General features: G+C 69.0%; 17 protein-coding genes. 11 read left to right on the forward strand and 6 right to left on the reverse strand.

All coding sequences use genetic code 11. The features are described from left to right. Positions 1 to 13 precede the first annotated feature (13 nt). On the reverse strand, positions 14 to 733 hold the full coding sequence (locus ACQEXA_RS54805) for a hypothetical protein (RefSeq protein WP_432921122.1): 720 nt from the start codon (positions 731 to 733) through the stop codon (positions 14 to 16). Positions 734 to 831: 98 nt separating this feature from the next. Between ACQEXA_RS54805 and ACQEXA_RS54810 the strand changes: the two genes are divergently transcribed. The 4 genes from ACQEXA_RS54810 (at position 832) to ACQEXA_RS54825 (ending at position 5,002) form a co-directional block, all read left to right on the forward strand. After that, complete coding sequence (locus ACQEXA_RS54810) at positions 832 to 1,023, forward strand: hypothetical protein (protein ID WP_432921119.1); 192 nt, start codon at positions 832 to 834, stop codon at positions 1,021 to 1,023. Positions 1,024 to 1,035: 12 nt separating this feature from the next. Next, positions 1,036 to 1,239 (forward strand): hypothetical protein, encoded by a 204-nt coding sequence (locus ACQEXA_RS54815; RefSeq protein ID WP_432921117.1) that lies wholly within the window; start codon positions 1,036 to 1,038, stop codon positions 1,237 to 1,239. Between the two features lie 295 nt (positions 1,240 to 1,534). Further along, positions 1,535 to 4,369: an NACHT domain-containing protein gene (locus ACQEXA_RS54820; RefSeq protein ID WP_433133879.1), complete on the forward strand. Its 2,835-nt coding sequence runs from the start codon at positions 1,535 to 1,537 to the stop codon at positions 4,367 to 4,369. 162 nt (positions 4,370 to 4,531) lie between these two features. Further along, positions 4,532 to 5,002 carry a GAF domain-containing protein gene (locus tag ACQEXA_RS54825; protein WP_432921109.1) on the forward strand — a complete coding sequence of 157 codons (471 nt, stop codon included), beginning with the start codon at positions 4,532 to 4,534 and terminating at the stop codon, positions 5,000 to 5,002. Positions 5,003 to 5,231: 229 nt separating this feature from the next. Here the strand turns inward: ACQEXA_RS54825 and ACQEXA_RS54830 are convergent, their stop codons facing one another. Both ACQEXA_RS54830 and ACQEXA_RS54835 read right to left on the reverse strand, forming a co-directional pair. Continuing rightward, on the reverse strand, positions 5,232 to 8,984 hold the full coding sequence (locus ACQEXA_RS54830; RefSeq protein WP_433133189.1) for a S8 family peptidase: 3,753 nt from the start codon (positions 8,982 to 8,984) through the stop codon (positions 5,232 to 5,234). Positions 8,985 to 9,282: 298 nt separating this feature from the next. Further along, on the reverse strand, positions 9,283 to 9,843 hold the full coding sequence (locus ACQEXA_RS54835) for a hypothetical protein (protein ID WP_433133881.1): 561 nt from the start codon (positions 9,841 to 9,843) through the stop codon (positions 9,283 to 9,285). An 853-nt stretch (positions 9,844 to 10,696) separates the two neighbouring features. On the opposite strand from ACQEXA_RS54835, the gene ACQEXA_RS54840 reads away from it, so the two are divergent. Further along, positions 10,697 to 11,917: an RNA-guided endonuclease InsQ/TnpB family protein gene (locus ACQEXA_RS54840; protein ID WP_433133883.1), complete on the forward strand. Its 1,221-nt coding sequence runs from the start codon at positions 10,697 to 10,699 to the stop codon at positions 11,915 to 11,917. A gap of 190 nt (positions 11,918 to 12,107) precedes the next feature. Here the strand turns inward: ACQEXA_RS54840 and ACQEXA_RS54845 are convergent, their stop codons facing one another. After that, positions 12,108 to 13,055 (reverse strand): hypothetical protein, encoded by a 948-nt coding sequence (locus ACQEXA_RS54845; protein ID WP_432921101.1) that lies wholly within the window; start codon positions 13,053 to 13,055, stop codon positions 12,108 to 12,110. 494 nt (positions 13,056 to 13,549) lie between these two features. On the opposite strand from ACQEXA_RS54845, the gene ACQEXA_RS54850 reads away from it, so the two are divergent. After that, positions 13,550 to 14,941, forward strand: coding sequence for an IS1380 family transposase (locus ACQEXA_RS54850; RefSeq protein ID WP_433133885.1), 1,392 nt, complete (start codon positions 13,550 to 13,552; stop codon positions 14,939 to 14,941). Between the two features lie 181 nt (positions 14,942 to 15,122). Here ACQEXA_RS54850 and ACQEXA_RS54855 read toward each other — a convergent pair whose 3' ends face one another. Continuing rightward, positions 15,123 to 15,269 (reverse strand): hypothetical protein, encoded by a 147-nt coding sequence (locus ACQEXA_RS54855; protein WP_433133888.1) that lies wholly within the window; start codon positions 15,267 to 15,269, stop codon positions 15,123 to 15,125. Between the two features lie 326 nt (positions 15,270 to 15,595). Between ACQEXA_RS54855 and ACQEXA_RS54860 the strand changes: the two genes are divergently transcribed. Genes ACQEXA_RS54860 through ACQEXA_RS54870 form a run of 3 tightly spaced genes read left to right on the forward strand, consistent with a single transcriptional unit; the run spans position 15,596 to position 16,475 of the window. Further along, entirely contained in the window at positions 15,596 to 15,742 is a 147-nt protein-coding gene (locus tag ACQEXA_RS54860) for a hypothetical protein (protein ID WP_433133891.1), read from the forward strand. A gap of 10 nt (positions 15,743 to 15,752) precedes the next feature. After that, entirely contained in the window at positions 15,753 to 16,073 is a 321-nt protein-coding gene (locus ACQEXA_RS54865; RefSeq protein ID WP_433133893.1) for a hypothetical protein, read from the forward strand. Between the two features lie 27 nt (positions 16,074 to 16,100). Continuing rightward, positions 16,101 to 16,475: an alkaline phosphatase family protein gene (locus tag ACQEXA_RS54870; RefSeq protein ID WP_433133895.1), complete on the forward strand. Its 375-nt coding sequence runs from the start codon at positions 16,101 to 16,103 to the stop codon at positions 16,473 to 16,475. A 15-nt stretch (positions 16,476 to 16,490) separates the two neighbouring features. Here ACQEXA_RS54870 and ACQEXA_RS54875 read toward each other — a convergent pair whose 3' ends face one another. Further along, complete coding sequence (locus ACQEXA_RS54875; protein ID WP_433133898.1) at positions 16,491 to 16,832, reverse strand: DUF6233 domain-containing protein; 342 nt, start codon at positions 16,830 to 16,832, stop codon at positions 16,491 to 16,493. Between the two features lie 816 nt (positions 16,833 to 17,648). Here ACQEXA_RS54875 and ACQEXA_RS54880 point away from each other — a divergent pair. Together ACQEXA_RS54880 and ACQEXA_RS54885 are read left to right on the forward strand one after the other, a co-directional pair. After that, positions 17,649 to 18,125 carry a DUF6247 family protein gene (locus tag ACQEXA_RS54880; protein ID WP_432921084.1) on the forward strand — a complete coding sequence of 159 codons (477 nt, stop codon included), beginning with the start codon at positions 17,649 to 17,651 and terminating at the stop codon, positions 18,123 to 18,125. Beyond that, positions 18,122 to 18,478, forward strand: coding sequence for a hypothetical protein (locus ACQEXA_RS54885; RefSeq protein WP_432921081.1), 357 nt, complete (start codon positions 18,122 to 18,124; stop codon positions 18,476 to 18,478). The genes ACQEXA_RS54880 and ACQEXA_RS54885 overlap by 4 nt, the downstream gene beginning before the upstream one ends. Positions 18,479 to 18,568 lie beyond the last annotated feature (90 nt).

The following is an 18,568-nucleotide window of genomic DNA, read 5'->3' on the forward strand; positions in this document are numbered from 1 at the left end:
GGGGGCGGTGCGGTTACGACTGGGGCCAGCGCTTGACGCGGGTCACGCCGCGTCCCGTCCCGGGGACGGCCGGCGCCGGCGGGGTGTCCGGCCCGGCCGGCGCCTCCTCCCCGGGCGTGGGCGCCTCGGTGATGTAGGGGTCGTTCGTGCCGATGATCCGGCTCTTGGTCGAGTCGAACCCGACGTGCCACATGACTCCGTCCGGGCCCGTCAGATCGAGGACGCCGTAGCCGCTAGGAGAGAACTGCTCCCCGGACGTCAGCTTCGCGTACGCCTCGCGCAGACTGCGCGCCCTCACCACACCCGTGATGGTTGAAGGAGTGAAAGCGATGCAGTACTCGAACTCCTCCCCGCCCCGCTCCGGCCCGCCCTCCGACTGCTTGGCCTCCCGCAGCGGCCGCACCACCGGCCCGCTCCGGTACGCCTTCAGCGCCGCCTCCCACTTGATGAGCGCCTGGGCGTACTCGCGCACCCGCTGCTGCCGGTCGACATGAACGATCATGCCGACGGTGATCCACTCGTCCCGCTCGTCCTTGTACACCGCGTCCGCCGGGGCCCCGGCCAGGTCGGCGGCCAGGCACTCGCCCTCGATGAACGTAGGGTTGGTCGCCCCCAGGCACACGTTCCACGCCCACACGTAGGGGTGACCGTGCCAGTTCAGGGGCCTTTCCGGCTTCGATTCCGCCCCGCCGGTCGGGGTTGTCAGGCGGGGCCGGTCATCGGTCATGATCATCAGGTGTCTCCGGGGCCTTGAGGCGAGTGGTGGTGAGAGTGTGAACGGTCACTGGGCCCTCTTGGTCACGGCCACGCCGCCCGTACGACGTCACCTCGATGTCGGCCGCAGAGATGACCGTGCCGTCGTCGAAGTACGTCCACCTTGGAGCCGCCTGGGGCGTGACCAAGCAGGCCGTCCGGCTCCGCTGGCCCGGCGCCGTACGCAAGCCGACTGACCGCTCGGACGGTTCCGAGCCCTTTGAACTGGAGCTCGGCGACGGCATCGCCGAGATCAGGCAACTCCCGTAAGAACGCGGATACGTGTGGGAGGCCACCGGAGCCGACGGCACGAGCGGCCAGGCCGAAGAACCGTACGCAAGCCGTACCGAGGCCGCCGCCTACGCCGGCGCCTTCCTCGCCCAGCACGCCGCCGCAGCCGACCCCGAAGAGGCACACGCCGATTGCGTCGAGCCCCACCGGGCCGCCGATGGCGAGTACGTCGACTGCAATGGGACGCCGCGGTAAGCGGACGATGCCCGAAACCACCGTCCGGACAAGCGAATACGGACTGGTCACGGTCCTCAGCATGTTCCTCATCGTGGTGTTCCGGATCGGCCTGCCGTTGCTCGACCAACTCGCCGGTCGAGCGCAATCCGAGCCTGGTGGTCAGCTCGCGATGTAACGGCGTTGCGCCGGGTAATCGCGGGCACTCGTCCGCGTTCTCTCGTTCCCGGGCACTGTGGCGGCACGTATTGTCTGGGCAGGGGAAATCCAGGGGGCGGGGGGCCGCGGGATGCGGTACTGGCGGCATGGCATCTGGGTGGCGGCGGTGCTCGTCACGGGCGTGGTCTTCCTCGTGGCGGACAGGAACGGGGATCTTGGAAAGACCGAGCCGTTAACGGCTGTCCTCGGGTTTGGGCTGTCCATGACGGGCCTGGCCATGAGCCTGCTGCGCGAAGGAACCACGGAAGACGGCAGGCGGTCGCCGCAGGAGCGGATCGACCGGCTCACCGGGCAACTGGCCGCCGTTGTCCAGGAGCAGTGGCAGGCGGAGTGGCGGCTGCGGCGGCTGCAGGACCCGGCTCCGCTGCAAGTTGGCTGGGCGTCGGCCGACCCGTGGCTGTCCGATCACCGAGAGAACATCGGCGGCCCGGAAGACCTGAGCGCCCGGCTCGAGCAGATCACCGAGGTCTTCACCCAAGTGCCGTCCAGGCGGCTGGTGGTGCTGGGCGAGCCGGGAAGCGGCAAGACCGTGCTGGCAGTGCGCTTCACCCTGGACCAACTCGAGCACCGCCAGCCCCAAGACGCCGTCCCCGTCCTGTTCCCCCTGTCCAACTGGCTGCCAGACCACCAAAGCCTGCAGGAGTGGATGACGGCCTCGCTGACCGCCACCTACCCCGGGGCCACCTGGGGACGCGAGCTGCTGACCGCCGGCCGCATCCTGCCCGTCCTCGACGGTCTCGACGAGATCCCCGCACCCATGCAGGGGCACGCGATACAGCGGCTCAACGCCGAGCTTGACGCCGACGCCCCGGTCCTGCTGACCTGCCGCACCCAGGAGTACGCCGACGTCGTAGAGAACGGAGACGTCTTCACCGCAGCCGCAGTGGTCGAACTGCAGCCCCTCCCCATCGAGGACGTCAGCGCCTACCTGCAGCACACCGCCCGCCCCACCCGGGGCGCCAACGGGCAACGCACGACCCGCTGGGACCCGGTCCTCGACCGGCTGCGCTCCGATGCCGACGAGCCGGCGGCCCGGGCGCTGCGCCAGGTGCTCACCAGCCCGCTGATGGTGGCGATGGCCCGCGCCGCCTACGACGACACCGAAGAGGACCCCGCCGAACTCCTCGCCCCCCGCTTCCACGACGTGGCCGTCCTGGAACAGCACCTCCTGGACGCCTTCGTACCCGCCGCATTCCGCGACGCCCCTTCCGTCAACGGCGAGCACGCCCGGCGCTGGCTCGGCCTCCTCGCCCGCCACTTGCAACACCAGCAGACACGCGACCTCGCCTGGTGGCACCTGCGCCTGCTACTACCGTGGCCGCTGCGCCAACTCGCGCCGATCCTCCTCCTGGGAGGCGTGACAGTAGTCGCGTCCGCGGAGATAGCCGCCGGCTTCGGTCACGCGGCAGCAGCGGCCAAGGTGATGGGAGCCTCCGTTGCCGGTGGGTGCATCGGATATTTGGTGTTGTCCCAGGACACCACGCGCACCACAGCTCCGAGGCGGCCACGGCGAAGGCCGGTGGCACGCGCCGTGATGCTGGCAGCGGTGGCGGTGCCCGCAGGTGTCCTTGCGGGCACCGTAGGCAACTTGCTGACCTCCGGATATCAGTTGGCAGACGGGCCGAGTTGGTCAGGTCCGGGCGGCCTGGCATACGCGGTAGCAGCCGGGCTGGCCGTCGCGCCTGTACTTGCCGTTCTTGGCGCTACCCGGGACCCATTTCCCGCTGCACTGTCCCCTAGGGGCGCGGCGGTTGGCCTTCTCCTGCTCCGCGTGCTGACGGTGGTGGTAGGCGTGCTGCTACCTGCCGCCGCGTTCCTCGCCTTCGGAGAAAGTGGCGCGAGGACGCTGCTGGTCTTGATTGCAGCCGGCGTGGTGGTCGGCCTGCTGATGGTGCGGTTGCTGTGGAAAGTCCGTGTCCCGGCGCAAGGGCGCGGCCAGGCTGCACGGCGGAATCGCCAGGCGGGCCGGGCTCTGGTTCAAGGGTTGGCCTACGGCTTGCTCGCCGGTATCTGTTTGGGTGCCGCTTTCGGCCTGGCTCAGGGGACCACCCTCGCGGCCAGGGCGAGCCTGCGCGAGTTTCCTGCCGGTGCCGTGCTGCACGAACGGCCCGATGGCACGCGCTATGCCACCACTGCGAACGGCTGGCTTCTCGGTCGACTCCCGAATGGCGTCAAATATGCGCGCACTCGCGGCCCGGTGCACGTCGTCGTCGCCGGAGACTCTGCAACCCCGGGGACATTGGCCGAAGTCTCCGAGGCGGTGGGTTGCGGTAGGTACAGGCTCCGATGCACCGCCCTCTTTGGGCCGATCGAATTCGATAAAGACATGCATGACCAATATTCTTCCTTGAAGCTGCCGAGTGGTGCCGTCCTCAAGGACAGTCCCGACTACGACTTCCCTTTGCCTCCACGCATCGAGGACTGGATCTACACCGCCGCCCCCGAGCAGCTCTTTACCGAGTCGTCCGCCTTCGGCCTGCAAGTTGGCTATGGCCTCGCCGTGATCAGCAGCGCCGCGGCTGGGCTGTTCTACCTGCTGGTGTCACCAGCCGACACCGCTCGCACCTCCAGCCCTCTGGCCAGTCTCAGGGCCGACCGGGCGGCCGTCATTGCCCGAGGCTTCTCCTTGACCGCGCTCGGAACCGGCATCCTCCTGGTACTGATCACTGGCGATCTCTTGGCCGAGCCCTACCGGTACTACTTGGCTCTATGGCTTGTCTGGGCCCCAGTCGGCCCGCTCACGATCGGTCTAAGCGCCTGGGGTTGGCTGCTCACCACCCGGCTGTGGCTGTGCGCGGCTGGCAGGCTGCCCTGGCGGCTCATGGCTTTCCTCGACGACGCGCACCGCAGGGGTGTCCTCCGTCAGGCCGGGGCCGTGTATCAGTTCCGGCACGCCCGACTGCAAGAACAACTAGCCGCCGACCCGGAATGACTCGTCTCTGAGCAACCCCGCGGGTTCGCCGAGTGCGGGCCGTTTGTGACGGATACGGATGCGTCCGCGCACTGGTTCTCGCGGAACTGCGACGCGAACACGTTCGAGCCGCTGTCAGCCAACGAGCTCGTGCAAGGTTGGCGGTGAGCGGCAAGGACTTCGGTGTGGCTCTGCGGCACATCTGGGGGTTCCGGTAGTACTCGCCGAAAAACAACCGGTGTCAAATTCTTCCTCGACGCCGACCGCCAGTACTTCGCGGGGCTGTACAGCACCGCGCAGGACACCACGGTCCATGTGGGACCGCCGTTGCTGGAGGACCCGGTGCCCGGCCGCGTCATGCCCCGCGACATCGACATGGGCATCTGCCCGCACGTGGTCAAGCGCCGCCGGGCGCTGGTGCTGGAGGACATCCGGGACTTCCCGCGGTTCGCCGGCAACCCGGTGGTCGACGCGATCGGCGTCCACTCCTACCTGGGCGCACCACTGATAGACAGCACCGGCGTGGTGCTCGGCACCATCTGCGTCGTCGACCAGGACCCGCAGCCGTGGGGCCGTAAGGGCCTGGAAACCATCAAGGCGATGGCTGCCGAACTGGTCGAAAGGCTTGAGAACGCGGCCCGCCGTGGCCGCTGACCGGCCCGCCGGACACAGTCGGTTCTGGCCTCGACGCGGGATGTCGACTGCGGACGCGTCTACTGGTTGATCCGCAGATTTTGGAACCGCTGACCAGCAGCGGACGTGAAATCCCACTCCTCCGGGCATGACGCACCGCAGGGTGCCCGGTACGCCGACCGGGGGCGGGACCGTGTCTTGGCCCCGCCCCCGGCGGCTGCGTTCCGTTCTCAGCGGTGGTGAGCTGGCGTCACTTCAGGCCGAAGGCCCGGGTGATGGTCTGCTCCACGGCGTTGCCGTCGGAGTCACGAGCGCTTGCCCGCAGGGTGACGAAGCGGGCGTCCTTCGGGGCGTTCAGCTCGGTCCGCCAGCCACGGCCGTCGGGCGTCCGGGCCAGGTGCGCCTCGTGCCAGGTGGCGCCGTCGTCGTAGGACAGTTGCAGGGTCACGTCATGGAAGGCGGCCGGAGGCAGCTCCGCGTAGGCGGTCGGCCACTGGCCCGGCTTGGCCGGCTTGATGGTGAACGCCGCGTCGCGGCCCGCCTTGCCCGAGAAGTCCGTGTTGACGTCGTAGTCGAGCTGGACCAGCGGCAAGGGCAGGTTCTGGTACCGCTGACCAGCCGCGGACGTGAAGTCCCAGACCGTGCGGGTGCGGGTGGAGTAGGGGCTGACCCAGGTGCCCCGGGAGAACTCCGAGACGATCCGGTACGGAAGCCGCTCGGGCTTCAGCCCGGTCGCATAGGTGTAGTAGTTGGGCGTCTGGGCGAGCAGGGTGTCGCCCTGGTAGATCGACGTGCTCGCCTGGACACCCGGGTCCGAGGCGTATCCCACGCGGTCGGCGCCCGCGTCGCCCCATCCGGCGACGAACGCGAACAGGGCGTCGTCCTGGCGGGACAGCATCGTGCTGCCGTACGAGATGCGCGGCCGCTGGATCGGGGAGAACCAGTTCTCCGCCGTGTGGCTGCCCGCACTGTAGTGCTTGTCCGCGGCGATGACCCGGGTCTCACCGGTGACCATCGCGCTCTCCTGGTACTGCACATCGGGGGACACGTAGTCGGTGCGATTGCCCTGGCCCTGCCCCGGAATCTCCGGCCACCCGATGGCCCACCAATCGGACTCCGGCCACACGTCGTAGCGGAAGTCCGTCGCCGGGGCGGGGCGGTAGTTGCGGAAGGACATGTCGACCCGCGCAAGGTCGCTGGTGTCCGGACGGTAGGAGAGATCCGCCGGGATCTCGTTGTGGTACTTCCGCACCACGTCGTAGAGGTACTCAGTGGTCGGGTTGGAGTACACGTCCAGTGCGGTGCTGGCCTTGGTGGCCTGGGAGATCAGGCGCCGGCCTTCCTCCTGGTCCAGCGTCGCGATGTTCAGCGGCGCAATGCTGTCGAAGGCAAGCGGCTCCACGAGGCCGGGGCCGTCGTTGACGACGAGGAGCAGCTGGGCGCCCGCTGCCGCTGCGGTGGCCGCCTGGTCGGGCAGCCCCACCGTGTCGTTACGGTCGACGACGACGGCCTTGCCGCGGACGTCACGTCCCGTGTAGTCCGCCGCGGCGCCCTGCCCCACATACACGGGCTCGAGCCGGTGCGAACCCTTGGACAGGGGCTTGGTCCCGCGCCGCACCAGCAGGTCGTCGAACGACGTGCCGCCCATGGAGATCTTCAGCGCGGGCTGCTCGTTGCGCCACCGCGTACGGACGTCGAAGGTTCCCTTGGTCACCTTTGGGGTCGGCGTCGCCCAGAGGCTGTCCTCCGTGCGCGGCGCGAGGAAGGACACGACCTGGTTGCTCACACCGGGGAAGGTCCGGGTGTAGTCGACCCGAAGCGCGGTGCTCGTGGACTCCCGCGGGGTCAGCAGCTTCATCTGGCGGGCCTTGCGGGCGTCGAGCACGATGGTGGTGTCGTGGTCCAGGTCGAACTCCGGCGCCATGACCAGGGCGCGTCCGCGGGACTGTGGACCATGAACGCCCTCGACCTGCATCCACTCGCCCAGCGACCAGGTGCCGGCCGGCAGTTCGAGGGTCATCACGCCGGGCGACGTGCCGGTGAAGAGGCCGAGGGGGAGATCCCAGTTGTTCACAAGGGGGTCGGAGTCCTCGTCGGACGCCCCCATGAGATCCGCGGGGCCTGTGTAGATCGCGCCCGACCGGTCCTTGGGCATGATGGTGACCTTGAAGGTCTGGTTGGCGGTGGTGAAGCCGACGGCGGTGTGGGCGAGGTGCACGCCCGCCGCCGAGGCGTCGATACGTGCGTCGTAGTTCTTCCCCCGGGCGGCCTGGTCGACGTTGGCGGTCACGGTGACCGTACCGGTGCCGTGCGCCGGGACGGTGATCTTGTCCTGGGACAGGGTGAACAGGCCGGTGGGGGCCTTCGGGGCCGAGACCGCGAGGTCCAGCGTCACCGGGGCGTCACCGGTATTGGTGTACGTCACCGTCTTGTCGGCCGTCGCGCCGGGCTCGGCGGGCCAGGGGTGTCGGCCCAGGGAGACCGTACCGGTGGCGAACAGGGTGGCCTTGGTGGCGGCCGCGACGTCCACGCGGCCGGCACCGGCCTGGAAGGCGGTGTAGTCCGGGGTCGGCTTGGAGGTGCTGACCAGGGCGTCCTTGATCTGCTGGCCGGTCCAGTCGGGGTGCTCTGCGGCCAGCAGCGCGGCGGCTCCGGCGACATGCGGGGTGGCCATCGAGGTGCCGCTCATCGTCGTGTAGTCGCCGGTGCCGCCGGCGTACCGCGAGCGGGCGGCGAGAATGTCGACGCCGGGGGCGGTGATCTCCGGCTTGAGCGCGCTGTCCGACCAGCGGGGGCCGCGGCTGGAGAAGTAGGCCAGCTGGTCGTTGCCGTCCACGGCGCCGACGGTCAGCGCCGCGTCCGCGGCGCCGGGCGCAGCGACCGTCTGCGAGTTCGGGCCCGAGTTTCCGGCGGCGATGGTGAACAGCGCTCCGGTCTCGGCGCTGAGCTGGTTGACGGCCTGACTGAGCGGGTCGGACCCGTCGGACGGGCTCCCGCCCAGGCTCATGCTGATGATCTTGGCGTGCGCGTCCCGGGCGGCCCACTCCATACCGGCCAGGATCCAGGAGTCCTGTCCCTGGCCGGAGTCGTTGAGGACCTTGCCCACGTGCAGCCGGACGCCGGGGGCGACGCCCTTCTCCTTGCCGCTGGAGGCCGCGCCGGTACCGGCGATGGTGGAGGCCACATGGGTGCCGTGTCCGTGGCGGTCCACGGTGTCCGTGTCGGCGGTCGCCTGCCCCTGGGGGCCGCCACCGCCGCCGGGGTCCTGGTCGGGTACGAAGCTGGTCGCCTCTGCGACCTGGCCGACCAGGTCGGGGTGACCGTCGTCGACGCCGGTGTCCAGCACGGCGACGTCCACGCCCTGGCCGGTGTTGCCGCCGTGCCACACCTCGGGTGCACCGATCTGCGCGGTCGAGTCGGCGAGGGTCGCCTTGGCCTTGCCGTCCAGCCAGATCTTGGAGATACCGCCGGCCAGGGTGGGCCTGGGTGCGGGCGAGGCGAGGAGGGGGCTGCTGCGGGCCATCGCGGATGCGCTCACCTTTGAGGTGATCGCCGACCAGAACTCGGCTGCCTTGCCGTGGTCCTCGGTGAGAGCTGCACCGTTGATGCTGGAAAGGGTGCGGACCCGGGCCGCGCCGCGTGGTGCGGCCTGTGCGCGGGCGGCAGAGTTGCGGATGTAGGTGACGAGGAGCGGCAGCCGGTTCACCCGGGCGTCGTCGTAACCGTCGGCCACCAGCTGGGTGACGTTGAAGAGCTCCTTGTCGAGGAGTCCGGCGGTGACGTACGGCGCGGCCGACTCGGGGTACACATACAGGTCCTTGCCGACCGTGTCGGTGTGCGCGGCGATGGGCTCACCGTGCGGACCGCTCACCGTCACGGTGCCGGCGCCTCCGGCGGGCGTGACCACGACCTTGTCACCGGTGATCAGGGTGACGGTACGTGGGCCGGGCTGCGGGGCCGCTGCGGCCGGGCCGGATGCACCGGCCGGTGCCGTGCTCTCCACCTGCCCAACGGGCTGCGCGTCTGCGGATGTTGTGGTCGAAAGGGACAGCATGGCCGCTGTGATGCCGAGTGCCGTCAGCCGTCCTCTACGAGAAGATATGAAGGGCAATGTGAATTCACCGCCGTGTTTGCGGGTGCAGTACCGGCAGATGATGCAGTGTTAACTTTCCGGCCAGCCATACCGGAGAGGTGTCGCCGTTGGTCATGGCACAGATGCGCCAGCGGGAGGACCGAGGGCACAGTTGGTCGTCAGCCCGACCCGGGAACGTCCCAGCCCGTGGTCGTCGAGAGATGCGCGATCACCGGGTCACGGTCCACTTGAGGGGGTCGTTGTAGTAGCCCTGGAAGTACGTGATCTTGGTGACCTTGGCGTTGGCGTCGATCACGTACCGCTCGCAGGCCGTCCAGCTGTTGCCCTTCCGCCAGATCAGGTCAGGGTTCTCGCTGACGCAGTCGTTGGGCCTGCTGCTCAGGTCGCCGATGAGGATCAGGCGGGTCGCTTTGCCGATGCTGGTCTCGACACCGATGTCGGTCATCACCATGGGCCCCTTGATAGTCGGGCCCCCCACGTCCCGGACGTGGACGTACACCCACACCAGCCGCTTGTTGGCGTACTTGGGATCGTTCCCTAGTTCCCGCACGTCACTGTGCGAGCCTGCCTTCACCTTGAGGGGCGTGATGGAGAATCTCGCGGTCTTGCCGTACCGGGAGATCTCCTGGTCCCCTGGGCTCGGCTGTCCCAGCGCGAGGGTCTTCATGGCCGCCCCGGCGGCTGGGCCGGCGCCGCCTGCGCCGGAGGAGTTGGTCGCGCCCGGGTTGCACGCGGTCAACACCGCAGCGCCGAGAACTGCAACGGTCACCGCACCAAGGCGACGGCGGGGGTGGTGCGTGCGGTGCTGAGTCGTCATCAACTTCCTGCCATGTATGACGGGGTCACGGAACGCGCCCATCATCGACAGCAGTGGCATGCCGGGGCCTGTGGCCGGTGCTTCCGTCCCGTGGGACAGGCGGATCATCTGCAGGCGGTGCGCGGATGTCCCGCGGTGCGGGCTGCCTGGGTCCCGCGGGCCTGGATGATCGTGGCAGCGGTGTCCGACGCGGCCGTGCGGGAGGGCTAACAAACACGGGGGATAGCGTCCGAGCCGTCCCGGGGTGGCATTGCCGGCGCTCACTCGAACGCGCTGCACAGCATGCGGAGTCAGGGAGCACTTCGTACTGTTCCACTGCCCGGCTCTGACAGGACAGCAGGGCATGGCGGTCCCGCGCTTCATTCGCACGCCGCGCGGGACCGCTCCAGTTGGGGTGGGAAACTTCGCGTCGGGGAGAGGACCCGGCGATGGGGAAAGGCTGCCGACGGGCTGCCGCTCCTCGACTCCGGCGGCCGCGGGACGCACATCGCGGCCGAGGCCGGGAGGCTGACCGCCGCAGGACCACCCGTGGCGTCGGCTAAAGAGATCGATGACCATCGCTACGCGATCAGCGACCTCCCCGACGGCCGGGCCGGAAGCAGTGACGAGAGCCAGCGATTGTTCACCGGCTTTCTCCGAGGATGCCCCGGCCTTCAGGCCGGGGAGGAATCGGACTCCTGCGGAGCAGGGCAGGGACAGCCGGATCGCCGTCAGGGCGATCCGGCGTCCACCCCGCACGGCCGTGATGCCGCCCACAACGGTCAAGAACTCTCAACTGTCAGTCCTCCCAGGTAGGTTCGGATGCATGACGACAGAAGCGACCACGAAGGACACCGGGCATGCCCGGTACACCTTCCGTGTACGCCTGTCGAAGACAGCCCGGCGCGCACTCGAAGCCGAGTGGGATCGCTGCCGCTGGATCTGGAACGAATGCGTGGCCAAGTCCCGGCAGGCCCACGCGCAGAGCAGAGCGGGCGGCGAGAAGCTGACGTGTGGTCCGGCGCAGCTGGACAGGATGCTGACCGACGCCCGCGGGGTGACAGCGTGGCTGGCTGAGGGCGCGAGCGTGCCGCAGCAGCAGGTGATCCGGGACTTCGCCAGGTCGAGGGCGAAGGCGCTGAAGGACATCAAGGACGGGCTTGCGCAGCACCGCCGGGCGGGGATGCCCCGCTTCAAGCGCAAGCGTGACAGCCGACCGTCGCTGAACTACACCCGGCGCGGTTTCCGCCTCAAGGAGGGCCGTCTGCACCTTGCGGGCCAGATCGTGCTGAGCGTGGTGTGGTCGCGGGCTCTTCCGGCCGACCCGTCGAGTGTGCGCGTGTACCAGGACACGCTCGGGCACTGGTACGCCTCCTTCGTCGCCCCGGCCCAGGTCGAGCCGCTTGTGGAGACCGGCCACGTCCTGGGCGTGGACTGGGGTGTGAAGGAGACCGCGACCACCACGGATGACGCCTACGACCTTCCGCATGCCGAACACGGCAAGCGGTCCGCTCAGCGGCTCGCGAAGTACCAGCGGATGATGGCCCGGCGCCGGCGACCGAAAGGACAGCGTGCATCCACCGGCTACCGGAAGGCGCAGGCACAGGCAGCGAAGCTGCACAGGAAGATCGCGCGGCAGCGGGAGGACACCGGCCGCAAGTGGGCCAAGGCCGTCATGCGCGATCATGACGGAGTGGCGGTGGAGGACTTCCGCCCGAAGTTCCTCGCGAAGACCACCATGGCCCGCAAGGCGGCCGACGCGGCCATCGCGGCGACGAAGCGTGCCCTGATCGAGATGGGCCGCAAGCACGCACGGGACGTCCGTCTCGTGCACCCGGCGCACACCACGATGGACTGCGCAACGTGCGGGGCGAGAACCAAGCACGCACTCCCTCTCTCGATGAGAACGTATGCCTGCACCGTGTGCGCAGCCGTGTCCCCCAGGGACAAGAACTCCGCCCGCGTGATGCTGGTCCGGGCAGGTTGGAACCCGGACGGTGTCGAGGGCGTAAGACCACCTGAGCCGCTGGCTCCGGTGGCAGCCTGAGCCGTACATCCCCGCTCAACCCTGGAGGGTGGAGAATCCCCTCCCTTCAGGGAGGGGAGCCTTCAATGCCACCGAGGCGGTTGGACGAACTGGCCACCGCTCCGGTGCGCGGCAGCAGTTTCGGTCCTGCGTGCGGGCTCCGCACAGTGTGCACGGGCTTCCGCGGCGCAGGACCAGGTTCGGCGTGTGATCACTTGACGTCGACGTAGTCACCCGCGGCCGAGACGGCCGGGGTGGTGGACGTACCCGCGAAGGAGTAGCGCCAGTAACCGTCGACCGTCGCCTTGTAAGTTGTCTTCAGGTTGCCGTGGCTGTCGGTGCTGATGGTCTTGAGAGTCGTGTAGGTGTTGGTGCCCTTCTTCCGGAACTGCAGCTTGACCTTCTGGCCCGTGTAACCGGCGTACGTGTGGGTCTCCCAGTTCGCGCGGGTGAGGCGACCGGTGATGGTGAGCGTCCTGCCCTTCTTGACCGGCTCGGGCGCGGCATTCACGGTGAGCTTGGAAAAGCGCTGGACGGCGGGGGAGCGCTGCCCGGTCAACTCAGCGGTGCCGATCTTGCTGACGTCCGAGGGGTTGCTGGGGTTCTGCCCGTTGTAGGCGATGGCCCAGGCCACAGAGTGCCAACTCGTTCCGGCGTCGGCGTTGCGCAGGTCGGACTTCGGGTAGATGTCGACGGTCCCCTTGCAGGTCTCCACGGTGACGACCTTCTCGGGCGAGGACTGGGAGGAGGTCACGGTGCACGTCGCCGGCTGGTCGCCGTACAGGTCGGCCGACGGGGAAGTGGCGGAGCCCCGGTACAGATCCAGGCCGACGTAGAAGTCGGAAGCGGAGACGTCGACGTTGGTCGCGGTGAGGGTGAAGCTGTAGGGCACGTGCACGATGGCGCTGGTGCCCACGGACACGGCGGGCTTGCCGCCGGCGACCTTCACGTTCGAGAAGGTCACCGCCAGCGGGTACGGCGCGGCCGCGGTAGCGGATGCCGCGAAGGCGGACTTCCACGTGGTGGGCGCGGAGTGGCCGGCGAGCTGCCAGGGGCGCGCGGCACCCAGGGTGCCAGCCGCCTGGGCGGCCGGGATGGCAGCGCCGGTCAGTGCGGCGCCGCAGACGACGGCAACGGCCGCAGTAGCGCGAATACGCATGCGATCTCCGTTGGAGAAGCGCCGGGAACAGCGATCGGATCTTCCTTCCCGGCGCACAGATTCGGAAAGCCAACCGAGAGGGCTGGCCTGTGACAGAGACTCAGACATGCCAAGCCGGGCGATGGTTGTACGTCCCGCGGTCGAGGTCCGGCGTGGCAGGTCTGGTCAGAAACGGACACGCACCGACGGAGCGCGCTGATCAGGCACGGGGACACGGCATCGAAGATTATTTCCCGCGCGCATCAAGATCTTTTCCAGTCGTCGTGATGAGCGAGTCGCTCAACATCGCATGCCCCGCCCATCAGGTGCCACGCTGCTTCGCCCGCTGGATGCAGCTGGCTGACAAACCGTGCACGTTTCCTAGCGACTGAGCCCGGATCCACCGGCTTGATGCCTGTGGATAGCTTCTCCAGAAACGAGGAAGTGCCTTGTGACCTGCGATGACGGGAGTTCTTCAGGCTTCCAGCACGCACGATCGGCAAGGCACTTCCGAGATGCAATCTTCCCATGCCGCGGCGAGGGTCTCCGCACGGTTTGATGATCCGAATCTGGTCGGCTACGGCGGGCTGGCCCCGGTGGTACGGCTGGCCGAGCGGTGCGCACTGCCCGCACTCGTCGACGAGCACGTCCGGCTGCCGGCCTCGAAGGACGGCACCGGGGCCTTCCCCGCGGCGAAGCTGATGTCGCTGGTCGGTGGCATGGTCGCCGGGTCGGACAGCATCGATGACATGGACCGGCTGCGGCACGGTGGGCTGCCGCGGCTGTTCAGCGGGGTGCGGGCGCCGTCCACGCTGGGCTCGTTCCTGCGCTCCTTCAGTCACGGACACGTGAAGCAACTGCACGCGGTGGCCCGCCGGTTCCTGCCCCACCTGGCCGTGCACACCCCGCTGCTGCCCGGCGCCGACCAGGTGGCCTACGTGGATATCGACGACACGATCCGCCGCACCTACGGCTACGCCAAGCAGGGAGCCGGCTATGGATACAGCAAGGTCAAGGGCTTGAACGCGCTGGTCGGGATCGTCTCCACCCCGCTGGCCGCTCCGGTGATCGCCGCCACCCGCCTGCGCAAGGGACCGTCCAACTCCGCCCGGGGTGCGGCTGCGTTCGTCGCCGAATCGATCCGCACCGCGCGAGCGTGCGGCGCGAGCGGGCTGCTGGTCGTGCGGGCCGACTCCGCGTTCTACGGCGCCGATGTCGTCAACGCCTGCCGGGCCCTGGGCGTCCGGTTCTCGGTCACGGTGCGGATGAACGCCTCCATCAAGGCCGCGATCGCGGGCATCGACGAAGCCGCGTGGAAGGCGATCAAGTACCCCAAGGCGGTGTGGGACGAGGAGGGACAGGGCTGGATCTCGGACGCCGAGATAGCCGAGACCAGCTACACCGCCTTCACCTCCAAGCCGAAGAAGCAGCAGGTCACCGCCCGTCTGATCGTGCGCCGCGTCAAACGGCTCAACCCGGCGGCCCTGCCCGAGGGGCAGGGCACGCTTTTCGACACCTGGCGCTACCACGCCGCGTTCACCGACTCTCCGCTCCCGCTGACGGACGCCGAGCGTGATCACAGGCGGCACGCTGTCGTGGAACAGGCGATCGCGGACTTGAAGAACGGCCCGTTCGCCCACGCCCCCTCCGGGCACTTCCAGGCGAACGCCGCCTGGCTCGCGCTGGCCGCTCTCGCGCACAATCTAACCCGCGCCGCCGGCGCCCTGGCGTCCGCGTTCCACGCCAAGGCCACCACCGAAACGATCCGCGACCATCTGATCGGCGTGCCGGCCCGCCTGGCCCGTTCGGCCCGGCGTCTCACTCTCCACCTGCCCGAACACTGGCCCTGGGCCGACGACTTCACCCGGCTCTTCGACCTGGTGCACGGACCGCCACCCACCGCCTGAGAAGTCCTGACCACCCCGCCCGCAAGGGCCCGAGAGCACCGAACACGTGGAAGAGCTGGGCAGACCAGCGAGTACTCCCTGCCCGAACGGCCAGATCATCTCGCCGACCGCCAGGACAACCCCCGAAACGCTCACTCCGGAATCAAGCCGGTGGATCCGGGCTCAGTAACTACAACCAGCCTTATCCGCTCGGCGGCTGGGCCTGGATATCGCGGGGCGGGAACAGCGCGGCCACGCTGTCGTGGAACCGGCAGGACAACGAGACGATCATCAACTTCGCCCAAGTGCTGTCGAACCCGCTGGTGACCGGCGCGGTGGACAACATCATCCACGCACCCGCGCACCGTTCAGGCCCCATCCAGGCCCAGGGCGTGTTCTGGACGAACGTCCCCTACTACGGGAGCAACCCCGCCCGGCACCGGCCGTGGGACATGCTCGTGCGCATCTTCGTTCCCTTCCACATCACCACGCCGGGGTACTGCACCAACGCGGACGGCACCATCTCCTACTGGCTGGTGTTCTACCTCGATGCAGCCAGGCACCTCCACGGCTACGTCGACGGCTGGTCCTACCACTACGACGGCGGGCAGCCGATCTGCAGGAACGGCATCAACGACCAGCTCAACGCGGCCGTGCCCGGGGGGGGTGTCCACGGTGCAGAGCCTGGTCGACCAGGCAGTTGGGCTGCTCGGCGCGGGCACGCACTCGATGCTCTACTACCTGCCCGGCTCCGGTTCGAAGGACCCGGGCGGCCGCTCGGAGAACGCCGACAGCAATGTCGCCCTGGTCCTTCTTCCGTAGGAGAACAACCGTGGCCAACAACAGCGGAAAGACACTGAAGGAGACCGACCGGGAGCTCGCGGCCAAGACCGTGGCCATGCTGAAAGAAGCCGGGTTCTGCGAGGTGGAGACCCGCTGGTCCTCCACCTCGCTCACCGTCAGCGGCTGCCGCGGCAACTACACCGCGATCCTGCACATCGCCACCCCGCAACTGCCCGAGGCCCACCAGGCGCTCGAGCAGCTTCCTGCGGACGCGTGCGCGGTCAAGGCGACCGTTCCCAGCCTGGAGCAACAATCCGGGGCCGGACTGGTACCTCAGCCTGGCGAGCAGCACCCGGAGCCGCCCAAGTAGACACCTGTAGACGCCGTGCTCGTAGGGATGGAGAAGATCGTTCCGCCGGACCTGACGGACCTGTCCACCGTGGACCAGTTCTTCACCGACGTGTCCTCGGGCAACCTGCCCGACTTTTCCTTCCTGCGCCCCGGCGGCGACTACAGCGGCGAGCCGGAGGAGGACCTCGGCAACCCTGACGCCTGGGTCGGACAGGTGGCCGACGCCGTCGCCAAGAGCCCCGACTGGAACTCCACGGCCATCTTCATCACCTACGACGAGGCCGGCGGCTTCTGGGACCACGTCGCCCCGCCGATGGTCAACGACTACGGCTACGGGTCGCGCACCCCCACGATGATCGTCTCCCCGTACGTGCGCGCCGGGGTCTACCACCAGCAGACCACGAACGTGTCGATCTGGTAGGCCAACCACCCGCGCCTACCGCAGCGGATCGAGGGCCACAGTGGCGCTGCAGTCCGCGCATGTGACCGCGCCGGCGGTGGAGCGCAGGACGTCGAGCGCCTCGTGCACGTCGACCTCGGGGCCGTCGGCGGGCGCGTCGGGGCAGTCCCAGACGTGCACAACGACCCGTCCGGGGCGCCCGTCCCGAGGGCGCGTTCGCTGGATCTTCCACGCCCACCGGTCGGAAGCCTGAGCGCCTTGGTGCTCCCCGTACAGGGCGTATGTCGGGACTCGCTCGTACGAGGCGCCCTCGACAGGCTGGGCCTGCTCCGGGGTCAGCCACACCCGGTACTCCCGCGGCTCGACCCCCTCGCTCACTGAATCGATGGCCCACATGGGCAACCCCACCCAGTACATCCACCCGCCAAGCTGCCACTGTCGTCGCCCATGGAGCTGCCAAGCAGCTCTTGGCCGTCCGGCAGGAGCACCCGGATCTGGGGCGGGGCCGGGTCGGGGGCGGACATGCCGTCACCGCACGGGACGTCGGCGAGGCCGTCCGGCACGTCATGCCACCAGTCCCGATGCCGCCGGCGGGCGCGGACGAGATGATGGAGACGATCACCGAGGCGAGGAGCAGCACATGGGGACCAGGCATCTCGTCCGGCTGCAGTTCGAGGCGGGCGGCCCGGCCGTCGAGGGCGAGTGGACCGTTCCGGGCTCCGCCTAGGATCGGTACACGGAGTGGGTCGGGCTCTACGGCAGCAACCCGTCCGTGGTGATCCGGCTCATCGAGGAGACCGACGGCGCCGAGCGCGTGCGCAAGACCTGGACGGCGCAAGGCGAGGTTGAGGACCGCGACAGCTGAGAACGTCCGCCGCGGACCGCCCGGCTCGATGACGCCCGGACCGAGTGGTGGCGGCAGGTGTCCGCCCCGACGAGCTGCCGCCCTCACCGGTGAAGTCGGAGCCGCAAACGGCTGCGTCACCCGTCGTACGTCAGCCGTCACCCGTGAAGACGCGGCCTCGCGCAGAGGCTGCCGCCCTGCCCGGTGCGGCAAGCCGAGCATCACCTGGGCGCTGACCTGCGGGTGGGGTGGTCGGCATGGACGCGTGGGGATCTCAAGCAGTACCCGAACGGGTGGTGTGATCCGCGTTCATCCGCCGCTCGCCAGACTTGTCAATTAAACTTCAAGTCATGAGTCTGCTGGAGATGAATCTGTCGGAGCTGCTGAACAGGCCCAAGCTGACGCTGGCCGCGCTGCGTGGGTCTCGCCGGATACTGCTCCGGCGGCGGGACGACGAGGACCTGGTGCTGACGACGGCCGCACGCGCCAAGCAGGACCATGAGGTGATGGGCGCGACCAGCCGCATGTTCGTGGAGATGATGCGCACGCCGGAGGGCCGCACGCTGGTCCTGGACGTGATGCCGGCGACGTTCCCGTGGGTGCAGTACCTGCCCGCCCACGACGTTCGGGAGTTCTCGGTCGAGCTGGTCGACGCGCTGCAAGCCGCCGACGAGCTCGACAACACCGCCGCCGTCGCCCAGCTGATCGCCGAGTGGCGGCACACCGCCGAGGTGCATGCCGACCCCGAGCTGTACGCCGCCCTGACCACCGACTCCGGCGAGGACCTCGGGCCCGTTCCCGTTCCCGAGCCCGGAGCCGCCGCGTGAGCCCAAAGCGCGGAGACCGCGCCGCGCCACCACCCGCCGAGGACGAGTGGGACATCCGCTTCGCCAACGGCGAGGCTGCCAAGGGATGGGACCAGCTCAGCAGCCAGGCCGCGACCAACACCCGCGCCGCCTGGAACCAGATGCGCACCGACCCGGCCCCGGCCACCCGCACCGAGCGCCACCACCGGCTCAGGGGCGAGCTGGCCCGCGGCACGCACCGTGGCGAGACGATGGACAGGTGGCAGATCGAGGTCACGGCCGGTGGGAGAATCTGGTACCTGGTCGACGTCGAGCGCCGCACGGTCTGGATGGACCAGGCGTCCACCGGCCACCCCAAGGCCACCGACCGCTAGCGCCCGTCGCGGGATTTACGACAAAGCGGCCCTGTGCTCCTATCTGCGACCTGAGGGGCCAACTGGTGCGGTTGGCGCAGGTCATCGGCG

Source organism: Streptomyces sp. CA-106110 (assembly GCF_050936285.1).
GTDB lineage: Bacteria > Actinomycetota > Actinomycetes > Streptomycetales > Streptomycetaceae > Streptomyces.